This window comes from Arthrobacter sp. WCS2018Hpa-7, assembly GCF_031843805.1.
In the GTDB taxonomy this organism is placed as follows: domain Bacteria; phylum Actinomycetota; class Actinomycetes; order Actinomycetales; family Micrococcaceae; genus Arthrobacter.
Genome location: NZ_JAVTJB010000024.1, coordinates 1 through 17859, shown reverse-complemented (window position 1 = coordinate 17859; position 17859 = coordinate 1). Strand labels below are relative to the sequence as shown.

The 17859-nt window shown below is 64.0% G+C and carries 17 protein-coding genes; 14 read left to right on the top strand and 3 right to left on the bottom strand.

Translation table 11 applies throughout. The annotated features are described in order from the left end of the window. Positions 1 to 805: 805 nt before the first annotated feature. From RQH14_RS19780 to RQH14_RS19720, 13 genes are all read left to right on the top strand, one after another. Positions 806 to 1564 carry a hypothetical protein gene (locus tag RQH14_RS19780; RefSeq protein ID WP_311214833.1) on the top strand — a complete coding sequence of 253 codons (759 nt, stop codon included), beginning with the start codon at positions 806 to 808 and terminating at the stop codon, positions 1562 to 1564. Beyond that, positions 1561 to 3081 (top strand): phage baseplate assembly protein V, encoded by a 1521-nt coding sequence (locus tag RQH14_RS19775; RefSeq protein ID WP_311214832.1) that lies wholly within the window; start codon positions 1561 to 1563, stop codon positions 3079 to 3081. The genes RQH14_RS19780 and RQH14_RS19775 overlap by 4 nt, the downstream gene beginning before the upstream one ends. Beyond that, complete coding sequence (locus RQH14_RS19770) at positions 3082 to 3420, top strand: hypothetical protein (RefSeq protein WP_311214831.1); 339 nt, start codon at positions 3082 to 3084, stop codon at positions 3418 to 3420. 13 nt (positions 3421 to 3433) lie between these two features. After that, positions 3434 to 3868: a GPW/gp25 family protein gene (locus RQH14_RS19765; RefSeq protein WP_311214830.1), complete on the top strand. Its 435-nt coding sequence runs from the start codon at positions 3434 to 3436 to the stop codon at positions 3866 to 3868. After that, entirely contained in the window at positions 3865 to 6507 is a 2643-nt protein-coding gene (locus tag RQH14_RS19760) for a baseplate J/gp47 family protein (RefSeq protein ID WP_311214829.1), read from the top strand. Before RQH14_RS19765 ends, RQH14_RS19760 begins: the two co-directional genes overlap by 4 nt. Further along, on the top strand, positions 6500 to 7030 hold the full coding sequence (locus RQH14_RS19755; protein WP_311214828.1) for a phage tail protein: 531 nt from the start codon (positions 6500 to 6502) through the stop codon (positions 7028 to 7030). The genes RQH14_RS19760 and RQH14_RS19755 overlap by 8 nt, the downstream gene beginning before the upstream one ends. Next, positions 7023 to 7499 (top strand): hypothetical protein, encoded by a 477-nt coding sequence (locus RQH14_RS19750; RefSeq protein WP_311214827.1) that lies wholly within the window; start codon positions 7023 to 7025, stop codon positions 7497 to 7499. The genes RQH14_RS19755 and RQH14_RS19750 overlap by 8 nt, the downstream gene beginning before the upstream one ends. Positions 7500 to 7553: 54 nt before the next feature. Next, entirely contained in the window at positions 7554 to 8483 is a 930-nt protein-coding gene (locus RQH14_RS19745; RefSeq protein WP_311214826.1) for a PASTA domain-containing protein, read from the top strand. Positions 8484 to 8526: 43 nt separating this feature from the next. After that, complete coding sequence (locus RQH14_RS19740; protein ID WP_311214825.1) at positions 8527 to 9768, top strand: pyridoxal phosphate-dependent aminotransferase; 1242 nt, start codon at positions 8527 to 8529, stop codon at positions 9766 to 9768. A gap of 95 nt (positions 9769 to 9863) precedes the next feature. After that, positions 9864 to 10574 (top strand): hypothetical protein, encoded by a 711-nt coding sequence (locus tag RQH14_RS19735; protein WP_311214824.1) that lies wholly within the window; start codon positions 9864 to 9866, stop codon positions 10572 to 10574. Continuing rightward, complete coding sequence (locus RQH14_RS19730; RefSeq protein WP_311214823.1) at positions 10571 to 11884, top strand: Ig-like domain-containing protein; 1314 nt, start codon at positions 10571 to 10573, stop codon at positions 11882 to 11884. Before RQH14_RS19735 ends, RQH14_RS19730 begins: the two co-directional genes overlap by 4 nt. Before the next feature lie 98 nt (positions 11885 to 11982). Further along, complete coding sequence (locus RQH14_RS19725) at positions 11983 to 12441, top strand: carboxymuconolactone decarboxylase family protein (protein ID WP_311214822.1); 459 nt, start codon at positions 11983 to 11985, stop codon at positions 12439 to 12441. Between the two features lie 17 nt (positions 12442 to 12458). After that, positions 12459 to 13355 carry a sigma-70 family RNA polymerase sigma factor gene (locus tag RQH14_RS19720; protein ID WP_311214821.1) on the top strand — a complete coding sequence of 299 codons (897 nt, stop codon included), beginning with the start codon at positions 12459 to 12461 and terminating at the stop codon, positions 13353 to 13355. 4 nt (positions 13356 to 13359) lie between these two features. Here RQH14_RS19720 and RQH14_RS19715 read toward each other — a convergent pair whose 3' ends face one another. Genes RQH14_RS19715 through RQH14_RS19705 form a run of 3 tightly spaced genes read right to left on the bottom strand, consistent with a single transcriptional unit; the run spans position 13360 to position 16642 of the window. Then, a complete protein-coding gene (locus RQH14_RS19715) occupies positions 13360 to 14172 on the bottom strand; it encodes a hypothetical protein (RefSeq protein WP_311214820.1) in 813 nt (270 codons plus the stop codon). Positions 14173 to 14196: 24 nt separating this feature from the next. Then, positions 14197 to 14667, bottom strand: coding sequence for a hypothetical protein (locus RQH14_RS19710; protein WP_311214819.1), 471 nt, complete (start codon positions 14665 to 14667; stop codon positions 14197 to 14199). A 19-nt stretch (positions 14668 to 14686) separates the two neighbouring features. Beyond that, positions 14687 to 16642 (bottom strand): primary-amine oxidase, encoded by a 1956-nt coding sequence (locus tag RQH14_RS19705; protein WP_311214818.1) that lies wholly within the window; start codon positions 16640 to 16642, stop codon positions 14687 to 14689. Positions 16643 to 16915: 273 nt separating this feature from the next. On the opposite strand from RQH14_RS19705, the gene RQH14_RS19700 reads away from it, so the two are divergent. Then, on the top strand, positions 16916 to 17859 hold a 944-nt coding region (locus RQH14_RS19700; protein ID WP_311214817.1), incomplete at its 3' end, for an aldehyde dehydrogenase family protein.

Sequence of the window (17859 nt, the reverse complement as noted above, 5' to 3'; positions counted from 1 at the left end):
GCACCTGCCCCAGCACCTGCCCCTGCAAGCCAAGCCCCTCCCGTTGTGGGGCCTGCTCTGCGTGCCTGGGAGCGCTTGAGAGGCGCAAAGCAGGCCTCACAAGTTGCTAAAAGCATCCCAATTTCTCAGCCCGGCCCGTCCTTCCCCATCCCAAGCCCGCCCGAATCACCCGCGCCGGCTCCAACCCAGCCTTCTTATGCTCACCCCTCTTCGGGTAACCGGCGACCCTTCGTGCCCCCGGTACCGCAAGCAAGTCTCGCTGTGAGGCCCGCTCTACGCGTCTGGATACGTTCCAAGGGCGCAGAGCAGGCCCCACAACACATCCCCGGCGAGGCACCACCCCTTGTTGGGCCCGGTGTGCGCCCTTTGGCTCCCCGTAAGGACGCAGAGCAGGCCCCACAACGCATGCCCGTGTTGAGGCTTCGTCCGGCTCGGTCAAGATCCCTGCTCGCCGCCCCCACCAACGTTGCGGGGCCCGTTGTGCGTGACTCAAGCACACCCAAACGCGCAGAACAGGCCCCACAACGCATCCCCAACGAAGCCCCACCCGTTGCGGGGCCCGCTGTGCGTGACTCAGGCGCACCCAAACGCGCAGAGCAGGCCCCACAACGCAGCCCCGAGCCCCAGGGACACCCAAGCGCCGTCCGGAACCACACGCCCGCATCGCCCACCCGTGGCACGTGGCCCGAGCTCACCCCACGACCCGCCCACACCTTAAAAAACACCCAGTCCGCCCCACTGACTCCCCTGGAAAACGCAATATCCCGCCAGACCCGCCTCCACGACGAACAGGCGGCACTCTGACATGGAACGTGTCGCTTTCCTGATCGAGGACACCGGGGAACACCTCGGCTGCCTGCTGAACCCTGAAACGGTGGTGATGCAGCGATCGGCCGGTGTTGAGCCGCGTAGGAGTGCGGGCGGCAAACTGAGCGGCAGCGGATTGGCGGACGATCCCCTGCTCTTCACCGGGGGCGGCCACACGGAACTGCGGCTGGACCTGTTGTTCGACGTCGACCTCGCGCCGGCGTCGCTCCATGTCCAGGATGTGCGCCAAATGACCCGCCCCATCTGGGCGCTGGCGGAGAACAGCGCCGAAGTCGAAAGGCAGCGCAGGCCGCCGTCGGTCCGGTTTGTGTGGGGCCGTGCCTGGAACGTGCCGGGTATCGTGACGGAGGTGGCGGAGCGTTTCGACCGGTTTGCCCCGGATGGATCCCCGCTCAGATCCTGGATGCGCATGGTCTTCGTCAGGGTGGGGCAGGCCGCCGATGAGGAAGGCGGCGAAAACTACGAACTCGCCCAACGACTCCCCGCCATTGACCTGACGGCCCCTCCTGTGGACACGCTGGCCGTGACCGGCGACGGCAGCACAGACCGGGATGCGTTCATGTCCGACGGCGGCGAACTGCTTCCCGAGGTACCCCCGGCTGAGCTGGGACGACTGTCCGTGGAAGCGTTCGGCACACCCCTGTTCTGGAAACTCCTCCTGGAGTACAACAACATCGACGACCCCGCGCACTTCAATGGACCACTCGCCGTTCCGCCCATGGGTGACACGCCATGAGGCAACTCCAGGGCCTACCGGAACTCATCGTCACCCTCGGCCGGCGCAGGCTGAGCACGGCCGAAACCGCCGCCATAGTTTCCGTCCAGGCGCTCAGCTCACTGGCACGCCCGGCCCAGTGCCTCATCAGCTGGCGTCCCGGCCCCGGACGCACTGCGTCAGCAAGGGGAGGCGTGGATCCAGCACCCGGAGACGCCCTCAGGGTAGAGCTCGGCGGCCAGCGGACACCGCTCTTCGTGGGCGAGGTGACGGTAGTGGAGTACAGCTACGGCGCGGATCTCGGACAGGAAATCCGGATCAGGGCCTACGACGCGTTGCACCGCTTGCGGAAGCGCCAATTCACCCGGCTGCACCACGACGTGGACCTCGCCGGGCTCGCCAGGACGCTCTGCGAAGGCACCGGGCTGGACGTGGTGGGCGGCGGCGACCGGCTCGGCCAGGTGTACCAGTGCGCGCGGACCGACCTCAGCCTCCTCGTGGAACAAAGCGCCCGCGTGGGCGCCTACCCCGTGGTGCACGATGGCACCCTCAGGCTCACAGGACTCGACGGCGAAGGCGAACCTTTGGAGCTAAGCCTCGGGACCACGCTTCATTCCGCGGACATTGAGCTCAGCCAAGAGCCGGCATATGCAGGGGCCCAAGCCAATGGCTGGCGCAGCGATGACGCCTCCGTCCACCAAGCCGACGCAACAAGCAGCGACGCCAAAGCCCGGGTCACAGCCGATCCGGCGCTGGCCAGCGTCGGGGCCGGCGGCAACCTCAGACGCGACAACGAGGTCCTCGAATCCACCGCGCTCGCCGACGGCCTTGCCATGGCAGAGCTGGACACAAGGGCCGCGGGCCAGGTCACGGCCGTCTTTGTCGCCGAAGGCAATCCCCGGCTGAGGGCAGGCGGTCGGGTAAGGATCAAGGGAGTCGCGCCGAGCATTGAGGGAACGTACCTGATCGCGAGCGCCTCGCACCGCTTGGACGGGACCGGCTACGAAACCACCCTGACCACCCGGCCTCCGAACTCCGTCCCGGAACGGCGTCCGGACGTTTTTACCCTCGGGATGGTCACTGATGTGGATGATCCCGAAGCCCGGGGCCGCGTCCGGGTCAGGCTCCCCGCCTACCCCGACCTCGAAACCAATTGGGCTCCTGTGCTGACTGCAGGCGCAGGTCCGGGTAAAGGCCTCGTTGTCCCGCCGGCTCCCGGAGACAACGTCCTGGTCCTGCTCCCGGCCACTGATCCGGCGCAGGCCATCATCCTGGGCGGCCTCTACGGCAGCGAGCAGACCCCGGACAGCCGGATCGGCACGGACAGGGACAGCCGCTACACGTTCTGCAGCGCGGACGGTCAGCAGATCATGCTCGACGGCGGTGCCCACACCGTCAGCTTCACCGACGGCCACGGGTCCTCCGTTGAGCTGGGACCGGACAAACTCAGGATCACTGCCGCCACTGACCTGGTGCTCGAGGCCCCTGGCAAGGCCATGAAGATCCGCGCCAAATCCGTCGACTTCGAGGAGGCCTAGATGAGAATCCTCGTCAAGGAAGCAATCCTGCGCTGTGGGCACGACGGCAAGGTGGAGAACGTGCCCTCCCAGGAGTGGGTCCGCATCAAGGATTCCCCCATTCTGGTGGACAGCGATCCCCAGGGACGGGATATCAGCGTGTGCCCGCATATCGGCATCAACATCAAGCCCTGCAACAAGACCCTGCCGGTGACCAAGGGCTATTCAACGTTCATCACGATTGGCGGCAAGGCGGTCTGCCTGGACACCGTGGAGGGCTTCACGGACGGGACGCCCCCGGGTGCGGTCAAGTACAACGTCCGCAGGCCCGGACAAATACTCGTGGGAGCCGGTTCATGAAAAGCCACCAGCCATGAGCGCCCCACGTTACAAGTCGGTGGCCTTCATCCACCCCGACTTCGACGCCACCGCAGGCATTCCCGGACTCAGGCTGACGGCGTCGGGAATGCTGGCCACGGTCACGGACGCGGCGTCGGTGAGGCAAGCCCTGCTCCTCCTGCTGAGCACCCGGCCAGGCGAGCGCGTGAACCGACCAACGTACGGGTGTCATCTCTTTCGCCTGGCTTTCGCACCGGCCGACGACACCACGGCCGGTCTCGCCATCCACTATGTTGCAAAGGCGGTAGAGCAGTGGGAGCACCGCATCACCGTCCTGTCCCTTGACGCCTCAAGGTCGCAGGAGGAGCCCGAAGTTCTCGAAGTCAGGCTGAAATACCGCGTGCGGACCACCCAGCTTGAGGACCAGATCACCATCGCCCTGCCCGTGGAATCCGGAGGTGCAGCATGAGTATCCCCGTGCCCAACCTGGACGACCGCAGCTTCGCGGACCTCGTGTCCGGTGCCCGCGAGCGCATCCAGCAGATTGCCCCGGAATGGACCGATCTCTCCGTCCACGACCCCGGCATCACCATCGTCGAGGCCTTCGCGTACCTCACGGACACGCTGATGTACCGGCTCAACCGTGTGCCGGACAAGCTGTACGCCGTGTACCTGAACCTGCTGGGCACGTCCCTCTATCCGCCCAGCACAGCCGAAACCATGCTGGAATTCAGCCGCGCTTCCGCCTCGACCCCAGATCAGGAAATCCGCATCCCGCGCGGCACCCAGGTCAGTTGCCCGCCCGGCGTTCCCGGTTCACCCCAGCCGGTATTTACGACGACGGCGGCAGCCACGTTGGCGTCCGGCAAGACCACCGTCCTGGTCCCGGCGGCCGATGTCGCACTATACGATGCCGTTCCTATCGGTACGGGAACCGGCAGACCCGGCCAAAGCCTGGTGATCCCCAACGCGCCGATCGTCTCGGGCGCAGGGCTGGCAATCGCCGTCGAGGTTCTGGCAGGGACGCGGCTGAGCAGCGGCGAGGCGGTACTGGTGGACGGCAGGACGTTCCGGTATTGCCAGGAAGTGGGGGCGTTCGCTGACGCAAGGCCCGGGGAGATGCCGGTGCGGATAGATCGAAGTGCCGGCGTCGCGATGTTCGCCTGGTGGGACGATGAGTCCACAACGCGGACAGCAGCCGGGGAAAAAGCCCCGGTTCCGGGCCCCGGCGCCGAAGTCCGGGCCTGGTACCGCAGTGGCGGGGGTGCCGGTGGGAACGTCGGGGCCGGCCAGCTCACGGTGTTGCGCTCCCCTGTTCCGGGGGCCAAAGTCACCAATCCGGAACCTGCCACCGGGGGCCGTGACGGGGAATCGTTGGAGAACGCACTGAGGCGTGCCCCGCAGGATTTCCATGCCCGCGACCGTGCTGTCACCGTCCGAGACTACGAGGTCCTGGCCCTGCGGCACGGCGGTGTGGGCCGTGCGCGCGCCTTCACCCGCAAGGAGCTGTGGGCGTTCGCCCGCCCCGGTGAGGTGGAAATCGTGCTGGTGCCGTTCGTCCCCGGAAGTGGGGCAGCCGGAAGCCGTGCATCGGTACAAAAGCCCCTCAGGGCCGCCGAACTCGCGGCTCATGCCCGGGACGAAGTACGGCTTGAGGTGGAACAATATCTTCGCAGGCGCTCCACGGTCGGCGCCGAGCCCGTGGTGCGCTGGGGGCTCTATAAGCAGGTGCTGGTTGATGCGAGGATCGTTGTCCGTCCCGACGAGGATGCAGAGGCCGTGAAGTCCCGGATCGTGGGAAGGCTCTCTGAAGGAATCAGCCCGTTGAGCCCTGACTCCTCAAGTTACGGATCGGGGTTCGGCAAGCCGTTGCGCGTATCCAACCTGTACCGGGCCATGGAGGAAGCCGAACCTGGGGTGCAGTACGTGGACCGGGTGACGCTGGAGGTGGACAAGGTTCCGGACTCCGACGCCGTGGCCTTGGTGCAGGCAGAGGGCCAGGACAAGACGTGGTTCGTGGCACAGGGCAGCACATTGTTCCGCACTACGAACGCTGCCGATGGATGGGAGGCCTGCGCCGAGTTTGGTGATACTTCCGACGGGGATGCTGAGGAAACAGTGCGTGCGATCGCGCCGTTCCGTTCACCCGCGCCGGGCCGGGTCGGGCCCGAAAAGCACCCGGGGATGGTGGCTGTCAGCACCGTCACGGCCACGGGTTCCCGTATTTACATCAGCGATGACCTCGGCGAATCCTGGCGGAAGGCAGCAGAACTGGGTTTCGTCGTCGCCGATTTGTGCTGGGTGGACCGGCAGGGCGAGCCGCTGTTGCTGTTGGCCGGCGAGCGCGGACTTTACGAACTTCCCGTCGGCCAGGGCGCCATTCCGGTGCAGAATGTGGTGGACACGAGCCAGCCTGACCGCGGTTTCTATGCCGTGGACACGCTGGTGGACGTCCGCGGCAGGACGGGGGTGGTGGTGGCCGCCGAGGCGTCGGCGGGTGTGTGGCTCTCCCCTGACGCCGGAACCGCCGGGAGTTTCAAACAGGTGAAAGCGGCAGGCGAGGACATCCGCTGCATGACCGTCCAGTACGACGGCGGCGCGAGCTATGTGTGGCTCGGCCGTGCTGTGCCGGAAGGTACCGGGACGGGATGCCTGCGGTTGAAGATCGACGAACTGGGCCGCACGGATTTTGACGAATCGTTCATGAACTCCTGGGAGCAGTTCAGCGCCGGGTGGACCGGCGGCAGCTGTTGGGGCGTGCACGTGATGGGCAAGGCCGCGTATGCCGCGACCCAAAGCGGCGGTGTCCTGCGGCTGCAACTCGGTCACGCCGCGGCGCAGTGGAGCGTCCCGGACGTGAACTGCAAGCTGCCGTTGCGGGACCGGACGCGGTTTGAGCCCGTCCGATCTGTGTCCGGCGCAGTTCTTGCCGGCGGCCAGGTCCTGGTGCTGGCCGCCGGACCCAAGGGTGTCTACCGCAGCAAAGACGACACCGTCTCTTGGGAAAGTTGCACCAGGCGGGTGGTGGACGATGTTGTGACGCTGCCGGATACGTGGCTGTTCTGCTCGGGTGACCACAGGATCGAGGTGGTCCACGGCAATGGATAGACCTTCCGAATCATCGAAACTCCTCAAAGTCCTCCCCGAAGTGTTCCAGGTAGCCGCCGATGCCAGCGCACCCATGCAGGCACTTCTTGCCGTGGCAGAGGACATGCACCAGCCCGTCCGGAAAGTCCTTGACCGCCTCCATACCGTTCCGGATCCGGGGCGGGCACCGGCGTCGTTGGTTCCTTTCCTGTCCCGGTGGGTGGACCTGGACTGGTTGACGCTCCCCGGGGCAGAAGGCGCCGCCGGGGGTTCCGGCGCGGTGCCCATCACACGTCAACGTGACCTGATCGCCGCCGCAGCGCAGCTCTCCTCACGGCGCGGAACCGCTGACGGGCTCACCCGCTTCCTGCACCTCGCCACGGGGGTGACGGGTTTCGACGTCGAATCCGTCCCGGGTGCGTTCCACATCAAGGTGATGGTCCCCGCCGGGGCTGCCGGGCAGTTGGAACTGATCCGGAGGATCGTCAAAGGCGTGAAGCCGGCGCACGTCACCCACGAGATCGAGGTGCGGACCGGTGAATAAGGAGAACCGGACACCCATCTTGGTGGTGATTGCCTGCGGGGTGATCGCGATCCTGGTGCTGGTGTTCGGCGTCAGCTGCGGCGGAGGCAACGACGACGCCGCCGCGGATTGGCAAGGCGGATTCTCCGGACCGGCCGTGGGCGCCAAGCTCACTGCCGCGGACTTGTCGGTGCAGAGTGGCTCCTGTTCGGCGTCCGATACACAGCTGGTGGTGACCGGGGCCTGCGTGTTCGAGGTGGAGGAATTCGGTGGCGGCCTGTTCTCCTTTGGGCCACCTACCAAGCGGGCCAGGCTCGCGCCCCAACAAGCTGTGACTGTTTTCCTGTTCGTCCAAGACACCCGTGCCGAGCAGGACTCCGGCCCGGGGAAGACCGTGGACGTGACCTTCGGGACCTCCGGCGGACAGCTGGGAATTGCCTGCCGGGCGCTTGGAGTTTGTGTGCTCCTGATCCAGGAACCCGGAGGATGACATGACCTGCTGTGCACCGAATCCATCACCCGCCATCCCAGGAGTTGTTGTGCCATGACTGCCATCACCATGACGTTGAGCTCCCCGGACGTTGTCCTCAAGGATGGAAAGGGATCGCTGACGGCGTCCGTCACCAACGGCTCCGCCGAAGCCGAGCGGGTGGTGCTCGGCGCGTTCCCCGGGCAGGTGACCAGTCCGCCGTCGAAAACGTATGCCACCATCTCCAACCCGTTGCGGACCATCGCTGCCGGGGCCACGGAACAGTACGTTGTCAGTTTCGACACCGCAAGTGCCGCCGCAGGCAGCTACCCGGTGAAACTGATCGCATACTCCGCCGACGACGCTCCGGAAGATTACGCGGACCAGGCGCATGTAGTGACCTTGAGTGTTCCCGCTGCCGAAGAACCCAAACCGCCCCGGCCTTTCCCATGGCTGTGGGTGATCATCGGGGGCGTAGTGCTGCTCGCCGTCGTGGGCCTGATCCTGTTCTTCATCTTCAAGGACGCCAACGTGCCGGATGTGAAAACCAAACCGCAGGCCGAAGCGGTGAAGATCATCGAAGATGCAGGGTTCAAAGCCACCACATCGCAGACCGAAAGCACCTCACCTGAAGGAACTGTGGTGAACCAAAGCCCGGCAGGCGGCGAAAAGGTGGGCCGCGGCAGCACGGTGAATCTGGAGATTGCGGCGCCGGTCCAGATGAGGGTTCCCGAAGTTGTTGGTCTCTCGGTTGAAGATGCCCGCAGTGTCCTCCAAGGGGCGGGGTTGCAAATGGACTTCACAGTTTCAGCTGCCTGCCGCACCACCAGGGACGCAGGACGGTTTGGCTGCTTTGTGGCGGGAGTTTTTCCTAACCCCGGCGAACCCATCAGGTCCAATTCGCTGGTTTTGGTGAAAACGCGTATCGGGCTGCGTCTTGACGTTGATGTGAAATTCAATGAGTGTCTCACCGACCCCAGGTGCAGGGAGGTCCTGCAACGATGAGACGTGTTTGCCCGCTGGGGCCGGCGCCATGAAAAGATCAACCATGCGTCCGATGCAGCACTCCAGCAAACTCCAGAACGTCCGCTATGAACTCCGTGGACCCATCCTCCAGGCGGCCAAGGCCATGGAGGCCGAGGGACACCGCATCCTCAAGATGAACCTTGGGGACACCGCGCCGTTCGGTTTGGAGGCCCCGGAGTCTGTTGTGGTGGACATGATCCACCACCTCCGCGGCGCGCAGGGCTACAGCGATTCCAAGGGCATCTTCTCCGCCCGCACCGCCATCTCGCAGTACTACCAAACCCGCGGGCTGATGACCATCGGCGTCGAGGATGTCTTCATCGGCAACGGCGTCAGCGAGTTGATTTCCATGACCCTGCAGGCCTTCATGGAAAATGGCGATGAGATTCTCATCCCTGCCCCTGACTACCCGCTGTGGACCGCTGCCGTGACGCTGACCGGCGGCCAGGCCGTGCACTACCTCTGCGATGAGGAGGAGAACTGGTGGCCGGACATGGCCGACGTCGAAGAGAAGATCACCCCACGTACGCGTGGGATTGTCATCATCAACCCGAACAACCCCACGGGCGCCGTCTACCCCCGGCACATCCTGGAGCAGTTCGCATCACTCGCGCGGAAACACGATCTGGTCCTGTTCTCGGATGAGATCTACGAGAAAATCCGTTACGTCGATGCTCCCCATATCCACACGGCCGCTGTAGCTGAGGACGTGTGCGTCCTGACGTTCAGTGGGCTGTCCAAGGCGTACCGCATGCCCGGCTACCGGGCCGGCTGGGTTGCCGTCACTGGACCTTTGACGGCGACGGCGGCCTACCGCGAATCGCTGGAACTGCTCGCCTCACTGCGGTTGTGCGCCAATGTTCCTGCACAGCACGCCATCCAAACCTGTCTGGGCGGGTACCAAAGCATCGAAGCCCTCATCCGTCCCGGTGGACGCCTGCGCGAGCAGCGGGACTTGGCATGGAAACTCCTGACTGCGATTCCGGGCGTCAGCTGTGTCCCCGCAGCCGGGGCCATGTACTTGTTCCCGCGTTTGGACCCGGAAATCTACCCCATCGCCTCTGATGAGAAATTTGTCCTCCAGCTCCTGCAAGAGCAGAAGATCCTGGTCTCGCACGGCACTGCTTTCAACTGGCCCACGCCGGACCATTTCCGGTTCGTGATCCTCCCCGACGTCGGAGACATCGAAGAAGCAGTCCGTCGCATCTCCACGTACCTGGCCGCGTACCGGAACCGGGTGGAAGACCCTGTACACGAGGAATAAAACCGCAGAAAACAGCGGCTGCGTGTTCAATAATCCAATCGATAGACGTAAAATCACTCTGATAGACACCGCGCACCTTCCTAAGCTGGTACAGCATGTGCGAACAGCCCAAGCGACACATCCGAAGCGCCTTGACTCCGCTGCGGGTTGTGCTGGCAGGTCTGGGAATCGCGGTGATTATTGCCGCAGTGGTGATGCTCCTTTCCCCTGAGGATGTCCTTCCCGAAGCCGTCCCTGACGTATTGCTCCCTTTGGCCGTGGGCGCCGGTATTGTGCTGCTCGTCGCTGGCGTCTTCATGCCGATGGTGAGGGAGATCGAACTCGGCCCTATCCCCACTCTCAAGATCGCCCCAGCACTGAGGGATCGCGAAAGTGAGCTCCGCAGCGTCTTCGAACGGCAGAAAGGGGACATGGAGTATTGCGCCCATCTGCTGTGCGATAACCCGGAGACGGCGCGGAAACTGCTCGAGGCCTCCTGGTCCCTGGCGTCCAGCGCGTGGAAAGGACCGGTGACTCCCCAACTGCGCGTCTACACGTTATGCGTTTTTGTGGAGCTCCTCCGTAAGCATGAAAAGTGGCTCCAATCAGATGGCGACCGGACACGAAAACCACCCCGGCGGAACCGGAACCCGCTATCCAGGCTTCCCTACGAGGAGCGGATAGCCATTGTGCTCCACGAGTTTGCCAACCTGACTGTTGGTGAAATTGCGGGCATGACGGGGCGTCCGGCAGAGAGCGTCGGTAAATCCTTGGCGCACGCCGAGGCAACGACCGGTCGCCTGGCCTTGGAGGAGGGCCGGCCATGAGGGACGTGCTGCGGGAACGGTTGCTGGCCGAGGCCTCGTTGCACGCACAAACACATCCCGCAGATCTGGGTCTTGCCCTGGCCGAAGGGATGTCCACCGTTCGCCGCCGGATCATCCGGGCCTGGGTGATAGCCGTGGTGGTGTCGTTGGCTTTAATGGCGGCCTTTGTGGCAGCAGTGATGATGAGATCCGCGCCGCCGCCACCGCCTATTCTGCAATCAATCACCATCACGGCTCCAAGCCAGCGCCTCCATCCTGATGCCACAGTGAATCTCAAAGCCTCGGGAACTTACAGCAACGGCGAGACAAAGGAACTGGGCGACGGTCTGTCGTGGAATTCAGACATGCCGGAGATTCTTGCCGTTTCCGAGACCGGGGTTGCCACGGCGGCCACGACAGGTGCTGCGCAAATAACAGCGGCTCATAGTGGGGTCTCCGGCTTACTGGAATTTCAGGTCGTCGATCCGGACCCTGGCCTAAGCCTCGTCAGCCTTGTCGTAGTTCCTGGCAGCAGAACAGTTCCTGCGGGTGAAACCACCCAGCTCATGGCCCACGGCACCTTCAGCGACGGTTCAATAGGGAACCGCAATGATCCGGCTATCTGGGACTCCCTCAACAAAGGCATTGCTACCGTCGACGGAAACGGGCTGGTCACAGGTGTCAGCCAGGGTGCCGCCACCATCACTGCCACGGAAGGCAACTTGCGGGCAACGGCTGCCATCACGATCACTGGTCCGGGCACCCCCACCGATCCCCCCGCGGGGTGCGTTGTTAACCCTGCCACGCTGCGTGTCAAGCACACCCAAACACAACCACTGACGGCCTTCATCACTGCTTCGAATGGGACGCGGGCACCCCCCACGACGGTGACGTGGTCTTCGAAGGATTCCAAGATCGCGAGCGTGAATACGTCGGGTTCAGTCACAGGCACTGGTCATGGATCGACGACGATAATCGCGCTGTGCGTCGACGCCAACGGCAAGGAGTGGCAAGCTACGGCATCCGTCACCATCGAACCTGTGGCGACAGCAATAGCCGTCTCTCCCGCAGGACCGCACGGACTCACTATTGGTCAGCAGCGGCAACTCACCGCGACGGTCAAGTTCAGTGATGGAACAACGAGCGCTGCTGCTCCAGTAGCGTGGCGTGCCATTCCCCCGCTCGCGGCAAGAGTGGACGCGAGTGGCCTCGTTACCGGTTTGCGTAACGGGCAGGCCAGTGTGACCGCCTCACTCGACAACGCAATCAGTAAACCCGTCTCATTTGCCATAGGCGACACGGTGGCCACCCAGCAACCACAAGCCCAATAACGGTTGCTGCCGGCCCACGCCTGCTCCACGAGGTGTCACACTTTCGGCGTCGGATCCGACATCCCTGATGTAAGGCTCCATCACTGAAGGGAAACACCATGACCCGCATCAACATCGGACGCAGCAACAAGCTCGGCTACGCCGCCGTCATCGGACTGGAGGGCTACGCCCGCAAATCGGTGGATCCTGATCTGTACGAACTCATCAAGCTTCGCGCCTCCATCCTCAACGGGTGCGGCTTCTGCGTTGACATGCATGCCACGGACGGCCGGAAACGTGGGATTCCGGCCCGCAAGCTGCATGCCGTGGCGGCCTGGCAACATTCCAAAGTTTTCTTCGATGCACGCGAGCAGGCCGTGCTGGCACTCACGGACGCTGTGACGCAGCTCGGTCCCGACACCGTGACAGACGAAATCTGGAACGCGGCAGCCACCCATTTCGACGACAGCCAGATGGGCGGCCTGCTCCTGGCCATCTCCACCATCAACGTCTGGAACCGGATTGCCATCAGCACGCAAATGGAACCGCCATTGGATGAGAAGAACCCGCTGGTCTGAGCGGTAGCGTTGGCAGCATGACTCTTGGGGTGTCGGCCACGGTGGCGTGGCAGAGCGAACGGAATCGCCTGCTGGGGATTGCCTACCGGATGTTGGGCGATTTCGGCCATGCAGAGGACGTCGTCTCCGAAGTGGCGATCGACGCCGTACGGCAGGAGGGGAAGGCGGAGTCCCGGGTGGATTCCTGGCCTGCGTGGCTGACCACCGTGTGCGTGCGGCGATCCGTGGATCGCGTCCGCCAACTCGCCGCAGCGAGGGAGGAATACATTGGCCCTTGGCTGCCCGAGCCGGTGGACACGTCTCGGCTCCCGGAGGAAACGCTGGCCAACCGCGAGCTCCTGTCCTTGACCTTGTTGCATCTGGCTGAGCAACTGGCGCCGGAAGCGCGGGCGGCGCTGGTGCTGCACCGCGCTTTCGGGATGTCGGCCCCGGAGATCGCGGAGATCCTGGAAAAGACCCCCGCCGCGGTACGCCAAATGATTTCGCGCGCTGAACGCCGCTTGGACATTGATCCGGACGCCCCGGCGCCCCGGGCTAAAGACCGTGCGGCGTTGGACAAGCTGGTGCACGCGATTGAACAGGGCGAGCTTGAGACCGTGGTGGCCATGCTGGACCGGGATGCGGTGCTGTGGGCCGACGGCGGAGGCAAGGTCAAGAGCGCCATGAACCCGCTGTTCGGGGCAGCAAGGATCGCGCGCTTCTTTACAGGCGTGCTCGGTAAGGCGGTGGTTTTCGATCCTGTCCGCCCGGTTCGGGCAGAAATCGTCGAGGTGAACGGCGAAGCGGCCCTCGTGCTCAGGCACAACGGGCGGGCTGACATCGTGACCATCCATTGCAGAGCGGACGGGGCCATCCGCGAGCTGCGCCAGGTTTCCAACCCGGACAAGCTGACGCGGCTTTCGCTCGTTCCGTAGGTCCTCAGTCCCCCGCCGAGCCGCTGACACGCAGGGCGTTGATGATCGCCGGGATGGAGGCGATCAGCATAATCAACGCCCACACCAGCGCCACCACCACGGTGATCAGCGCCCAGAACTGATCACCGATGGACACCAGCGGTCCAGGCAGGAAGCCGTGAATGATCCCCAGAACAACCTGCAGCAGCACCGAAATCACCAGCAGTACCACCAAGCCAGTGACCTTGAGGAACTTCGGCTGGCTCAGGATCAGCAGCACGGCGAAGACGATCTTGAGCAGCAACAACAGGCCAAGGATGGCTGCGGCCTGGCCTTTGGGAAAGCTCCCCCACAAGGCCAAGTACGCGATGGTCCCAAAGGGTGCGGCCACGAAGAGCCCGATCATGAGGAACAACTTCGCCAGAGCCAGCATCGCAGTGAGGAAGGCAGCGATGACCCACAGCAGCGTCACGATCAGCGTGGCAATTCCCTGAACCCGCCCGTACGTTCGCAGGTCCATGATCAGGCTGAGCCCCAGCATCACCACGGTGAACAGCAGCAGCCCATCCAGGAAAGCCAGAAAACCAATCCCGGCACCGGGCGGATCGGCGTCCGGCCGCTGCAAACTGCTGAATACCGGAAGCGGAACACCCAGCTTGGTGGCTTCGGCTGCGGATACGGGCTCGACGGCGGCCTGGCCCAGCAGGAGCGACATCCCCACCTCGGCCAGGACTACTACTGCGAAGACCAGCAGTGCCGCGTAGAAGAAGGGACGGCGCAGGGCATCCGGGTCAGGCCCGCTGCGGAACCCCTCACGAAGTGACCACGCTGCGGCCATGGGTCCATTGTGGCACCAGGGGTTTCAAATACAAGGTTGGTCCAGTGGACCGTTGGCTCCTGACACCATCGCTACCCGGCGCCGAAGCCGGGCCACCAGCGTGGCGGCGAGTAACGCCGTCGTGATTTCCAGTCCGATCACCAGCAAAAGTCCGGCAGCGCCGGATGACACAACAGCGTTCGACGCCGGTCCCCCGCCGTGGGCGTGGCCGGAACCGCCCGTTCCCAACAGCAGGACAGCGTGGAGTCCAACCATGGCCAACGCCGAAACGGTCACTTGATGCAGCGCTCCGACCCGGCTGTGCCTCCAGATGTGGACTGTGCACGGGACGCAGACTGCCGCCAGGCCGATCATGAGGATGCCCAGCCACGCCGGATGGTGTCCGGCGGCGGCGAGCCACAGATGCACCAGGCAAGAGACAGCCGTGAGGGCCGCGCAGATGCGGGGGTGCAGGACAGGCCCGGAGACCCGGACCCGTCCTGCCATTGTTGTCATTTCTTTGTTCCGATGCGGTTCAGTGGCAGTGCCCGGCGGGCTCGCCATGTTCGCCGCCGGCCCCGCCGGCCTCGCTGTGGCAACTCGAACCTGAGGCGTTGGCCGGGACGTCCAGGACCGGGCTGCGGTCGAAGAAGCCTTCCGGGCGGAGCTTGAAGCCAACCGTATCCACAGGCATGATCGGCCAATCTTCCACGCGCGGGAAGTGCGTCAGGCCGAAGGTATGCCACACCACAATGTCCTGGCCGTCGATCTCGCGGTCCTGGGCAACGTAGGCCGGCAAGCCCGCACCGCCGGAATGCTGGTTCACGAAGTCGCCCGTAGGGTAGCGCTCCTCCTCGGAATAGCGGGTGACCCACAGGTCCTTGGTGGCGAACGCCGCCCGCTTGGCGATGGACGAGCCGGGATCGGCCAGCAGCGTGGGCTGGTTCTCGGCGTGGAGCTTGTAACCAACTGGCTCGCCGAGACGATTCCTGGACTCCGGGTTGGAGATGATCCACGTCCTGCCTGCGCGGGCGTCGGCCTCGCGGACGGCTTCTGATTCTTTGGTCAAGAGTGTGCGCTTGCGGGAGAACGCGTTGCCACGTTCATTGCCTTCACCCATCGCTTGGCGGACCACGTCTTCTTCCTCCACCTGGTTGGTGAAGCCGTCAATGGCCATGTCCAGCCGGGCGCTGAAGAGGTGTTGGTGGAAGGGTGCACCGAGGCCCGGGGCGAGCTGGGAAATGTTGTCCGAGCCGCCTTCCGGGAAAGCGCTGGTGAAGACGACGCCGGTGGCTTTGGCCTCGAACTCGATGGTGCCGTCCAGGTAGAGGTACCAGTAGAAGCCGTAATCGTAGTTGCCGATGGTGGTGAAGAAGGAGATCACCAGGCGGCGGTTGCGGCGGGTGTAGTTGATGCCCGTCCAGAGGTCCGAGTGCTTGGAGAGGATGCCCCAGTCTTCCTCGTGCATGCAGATGCCGTTGCGGATTTCGCGGGGGTTGCCGAAAGCGTCACTGATGACGGGGCTGAGGTAAGTGATGTCCCCCAGGCAGTCACAGCCCAGTTCCAGGGAGTTGGCGTACTGACCCACCAGGTATTCGCCGGTGTCGAAGTAGTTCTGCCAGGACCTGATGGGCGAAGGGTCGCCGTAGGGAACCACCATTTCTGCGATGGAGGCACGGTTGATGATGGGGCGCTTTGTGTCGCCGTCCTGGAAGGCGAGGTTGTGGAGGACAACTCCCTCCCTGACATCGAAGCCGACGTCCACGCTCCACTTTTCCCACTCAACATGGTTGCCGCCGGTGACGCTAAAGCTCGGGCCTTCGGGCTGGGTAATGCTGATGGGCTTTTGGGTTTCGCGCAGCGGACCTGTGAGATCAGGATCTGTGTAGTTTCCGTGCTCTGCCGGGATCGGCATGGCGCCGAGGTCGATCACCTGGGTGACTTCCTTGTTGACCACGTCCACGTAGCCCACCAGTCCGTCCACGGGATGCGCCCAGGCGCTGTCTTCGGGGAAGTCCTGTACGAACGCCAGACCGCGGAGGATGCGGCGGCCCCGTTCCTCTTCATATTCAAAGTAACCGGCGGACAGAGGGGCTACGCGGACTTTGGCGACGTCCAAATTGCGCACAGCGAGTGCGGCAAGCCACCGTTCGTCGGTGGAGAGGAGCGTCTCCACTACTTCGAATTCCTCTTCAAGGACGGGAAGTTCGCCGCAAACCTCGGTGTCCAGTTCCTTCGCGGTCAGGATCTCGCCGCGGGTCACGGAGACCAGGACGTCACTGGGGGCTCCGCCGGAAATGTCATGAATGAAGACGCGGAAGCGGCGGTCCTGCTCAGTGGCACCCCGGGAAGGATCCACCAGCCCCAAGTAAGCGATGCGCTTCTGCGGACCCAAGAGATCGTTTGACCTCAACAGGGCTTGGAGTGCCGCGACCTCGCTGGCACTTGCCATCGGATGGAGTTGAGTGGCCTGCAGAAGTGGAGTGCTCATGGTTCCTCGTTTTCAACGACTGGGAAAGAGTTTTTTTCTATGGTTGTAGAGAATACGCTGAATGTGACTACCACCACAAGCGATGGCTCGGCAAAAAAAGTTTTTTTCGACAAGTGTGGAAAAAAGATGCATCCCGGGTCTACTGTGTGTTCAGTCACATCATGTGAGCGTCCCCTTGCATGACTGCACCGGCTCATTTCCAGAGAGAGCCACCTCTTCCGCCACAGCGCCCGTCCCAGGCCCGAGCGAACCAACTCACCGAAGGATCATCAAATGACCGTCAGTTCAGCAACCTTGGATGTGCCCTCCGCTCCCCTTCAGTCACGCACCATTTTTGACCCCGCGACGGGCGAGGCTGTGGGTGAAGCACCTGTTCACACCGTCGAAGACCTCGAAGCCGCCATCACCGCCGCTACCGCAGCACAGCCGGCTTGGGCTGCCTTGGGCCACGACGCCCGGTCCGCTGCGCTCATGAAGGCCGCCGACGCCGTCGAACGCTCCGCCGAAGAACTCGCCCAACTCCTCTCCCGCGAGCAAGGCAAGCCACTGAACGGCCCGAACGCCCGCTTCGAAGTCGGCGCCTGCGCCGCCTGGCTCCGCGCCACCGCTGCCACGCCCCTGGATCCGGAAACCGTGGTGGACGACGGCGAAACCCGCGCCGAACTGCACTACCGGCCCATCGGCGTCGTCGGCGCCATCGGCCCGTGGAACTGGCCCATGCTCATCACCGTCTGGCAGATCGCACCGGCACTGCGCATGGGCAACGCCGTGGTGGTCAAACCGTCCGAATACACCCCCCTGTCCGTATTGGCACTGGCCGCGATCATCAACGAAGAACTCCCCGAAGGCCTGCTCTCCGTGGTCTCCGGCGGCCGCGACGTCGGCGCACGCCTGGCCGAGCACCCGGCCATCGGCAAGGTCATGTTCACCGGCTCCACCGCCACAGGCAAAGCCATCATTCGCTCCTCCGCAGACACCGTCAAACGGCTCACCCTGGAACTTGGCGGCAACGACGCCGGCATCGTCCTCCCCGACTCCGATCCCAAAGCAATCGCTGAAGGTCTGTTCTGGGGAGCGTTCATCAACACCGGCCAAACCTGCGCCGCCCTCAAACGCCTCTACGTCCACGAATCCCAGTACGACGCCGTCTGCACCGAACTCGTCGCCGTAGCCCAGGCCATGCCCATGGGTAACGGGCTCGATGAGAACAACGTCCT

Excerpts from the sequence above, each read along its gene's own strand:
- RQH14_RS19780 (WP_311214833.1), top strand. The coding sequence starts at position 806 with ATGGAACGTGTCGCTTTCCTGATCGAGGACACCGGGGAACACCTCGGC.
- RQH14_RS19775 (WP_311214832.1), top strand. The coding sequence starts at position 1,561 with ATGAGGCAACTCCAGGGCCTACCGGAACTCATCGTCACCCTCGGCCGG.
- RQH14_RS19770 (WP_311214831.1), top strand. The coding sequence starts at position 3,082 with ATGAGAATCCTCGTCAAGGAAGCAATCCTGCGCTGTGGGCACGACGGC.
- RQH14_RS19765 (WP_311214830.1), top strand. The coding sequence starts at position 3,434 with ATGAGCGCCCCACGTTACAAGTCGGTGGCCTTCATCCACCCCGACTTC.
- RQH14_RS19760 (WP_311214829.1), top strand. The coding sequence starts at position 3,865 with ATGAGTATCCCCGTGCCCAACCTGGACGACCGCAGCTTCGCGGACCTC.
- RQH14_RS19755 (WP_311214828.1), top strand. The coding sequence starts at position 6,500 with ATGGATAGACCTTCCGAATCATCGAAACTCCTCAAAGTCCTCCCCGAA.
- RQH14_RS19745 (WP_311214826.1), top strand. The coding sequence starts at position 7,554 with ATGACTGCCATCACCATGACGTTGAGCTCCCCGGACGTTGTCCTCAAG.
- RQH14_RS19740 (WP_311214825.1), top strand. The coding sequence starts at position 8,527 with ATGCGTCCGATGCAGCACTCCAGCAAACTCCAGAACGTCCGCTATGAA.
- RQH14_RS19735 (WP_311214824.1), top strand. The coding sequence starts at position 9,864 with ATGTGCGAACAGCCCAAGCGACACATCCGAAGCGCCTTGACTCCGCTG.
- RQH14_RS19730 (WP_311214823.1), top strand. The coding sequence starts at position 10,571 with ATGAGGGACGTGCTGCGGGAACGGTTGCTGGCCGAGGCCTCGTTGCAC.
- RQH14_RS19725 (WP_311214822.1), top strand. The coding sequence starts at position 11,983 with ATGACCCGCATCAACATCGGACGCAGCAACAAGCTCGGCTACGCCGCC.
- RQH14_RS19720 (WP_311214821.1), top strand. The coding sequence starts at position 12,459 with ATGACTCTTGGGGTGTCGGCCACGGTGGCGTGGCAGAGCGAACGGAAT.
- RQH14_RS19715 (WP_311214820.1), bottom strand. The coding sequence starts at position 14,172 with ATGGCCGCAGCGTGGTCACTTCGTGAGGGGTTCCGCAGCGGGCCTGAC.
- RQH14_RS19710 (WP_311214819.1), bottom strand. The coding sequence starts at position 14,667 with ATGACAACAATGGCAGGACGGGTCCGGGTCTCCGGGCCTGTCCTGCAC.
- RQH14_RS19705 (WP_311214818.1), bottom strand. The coding sequence starts at position 16,642 with ATGAGCACTCCACTTCTGCAGGCCACTCAACTCCATCCGATGGCAAGT.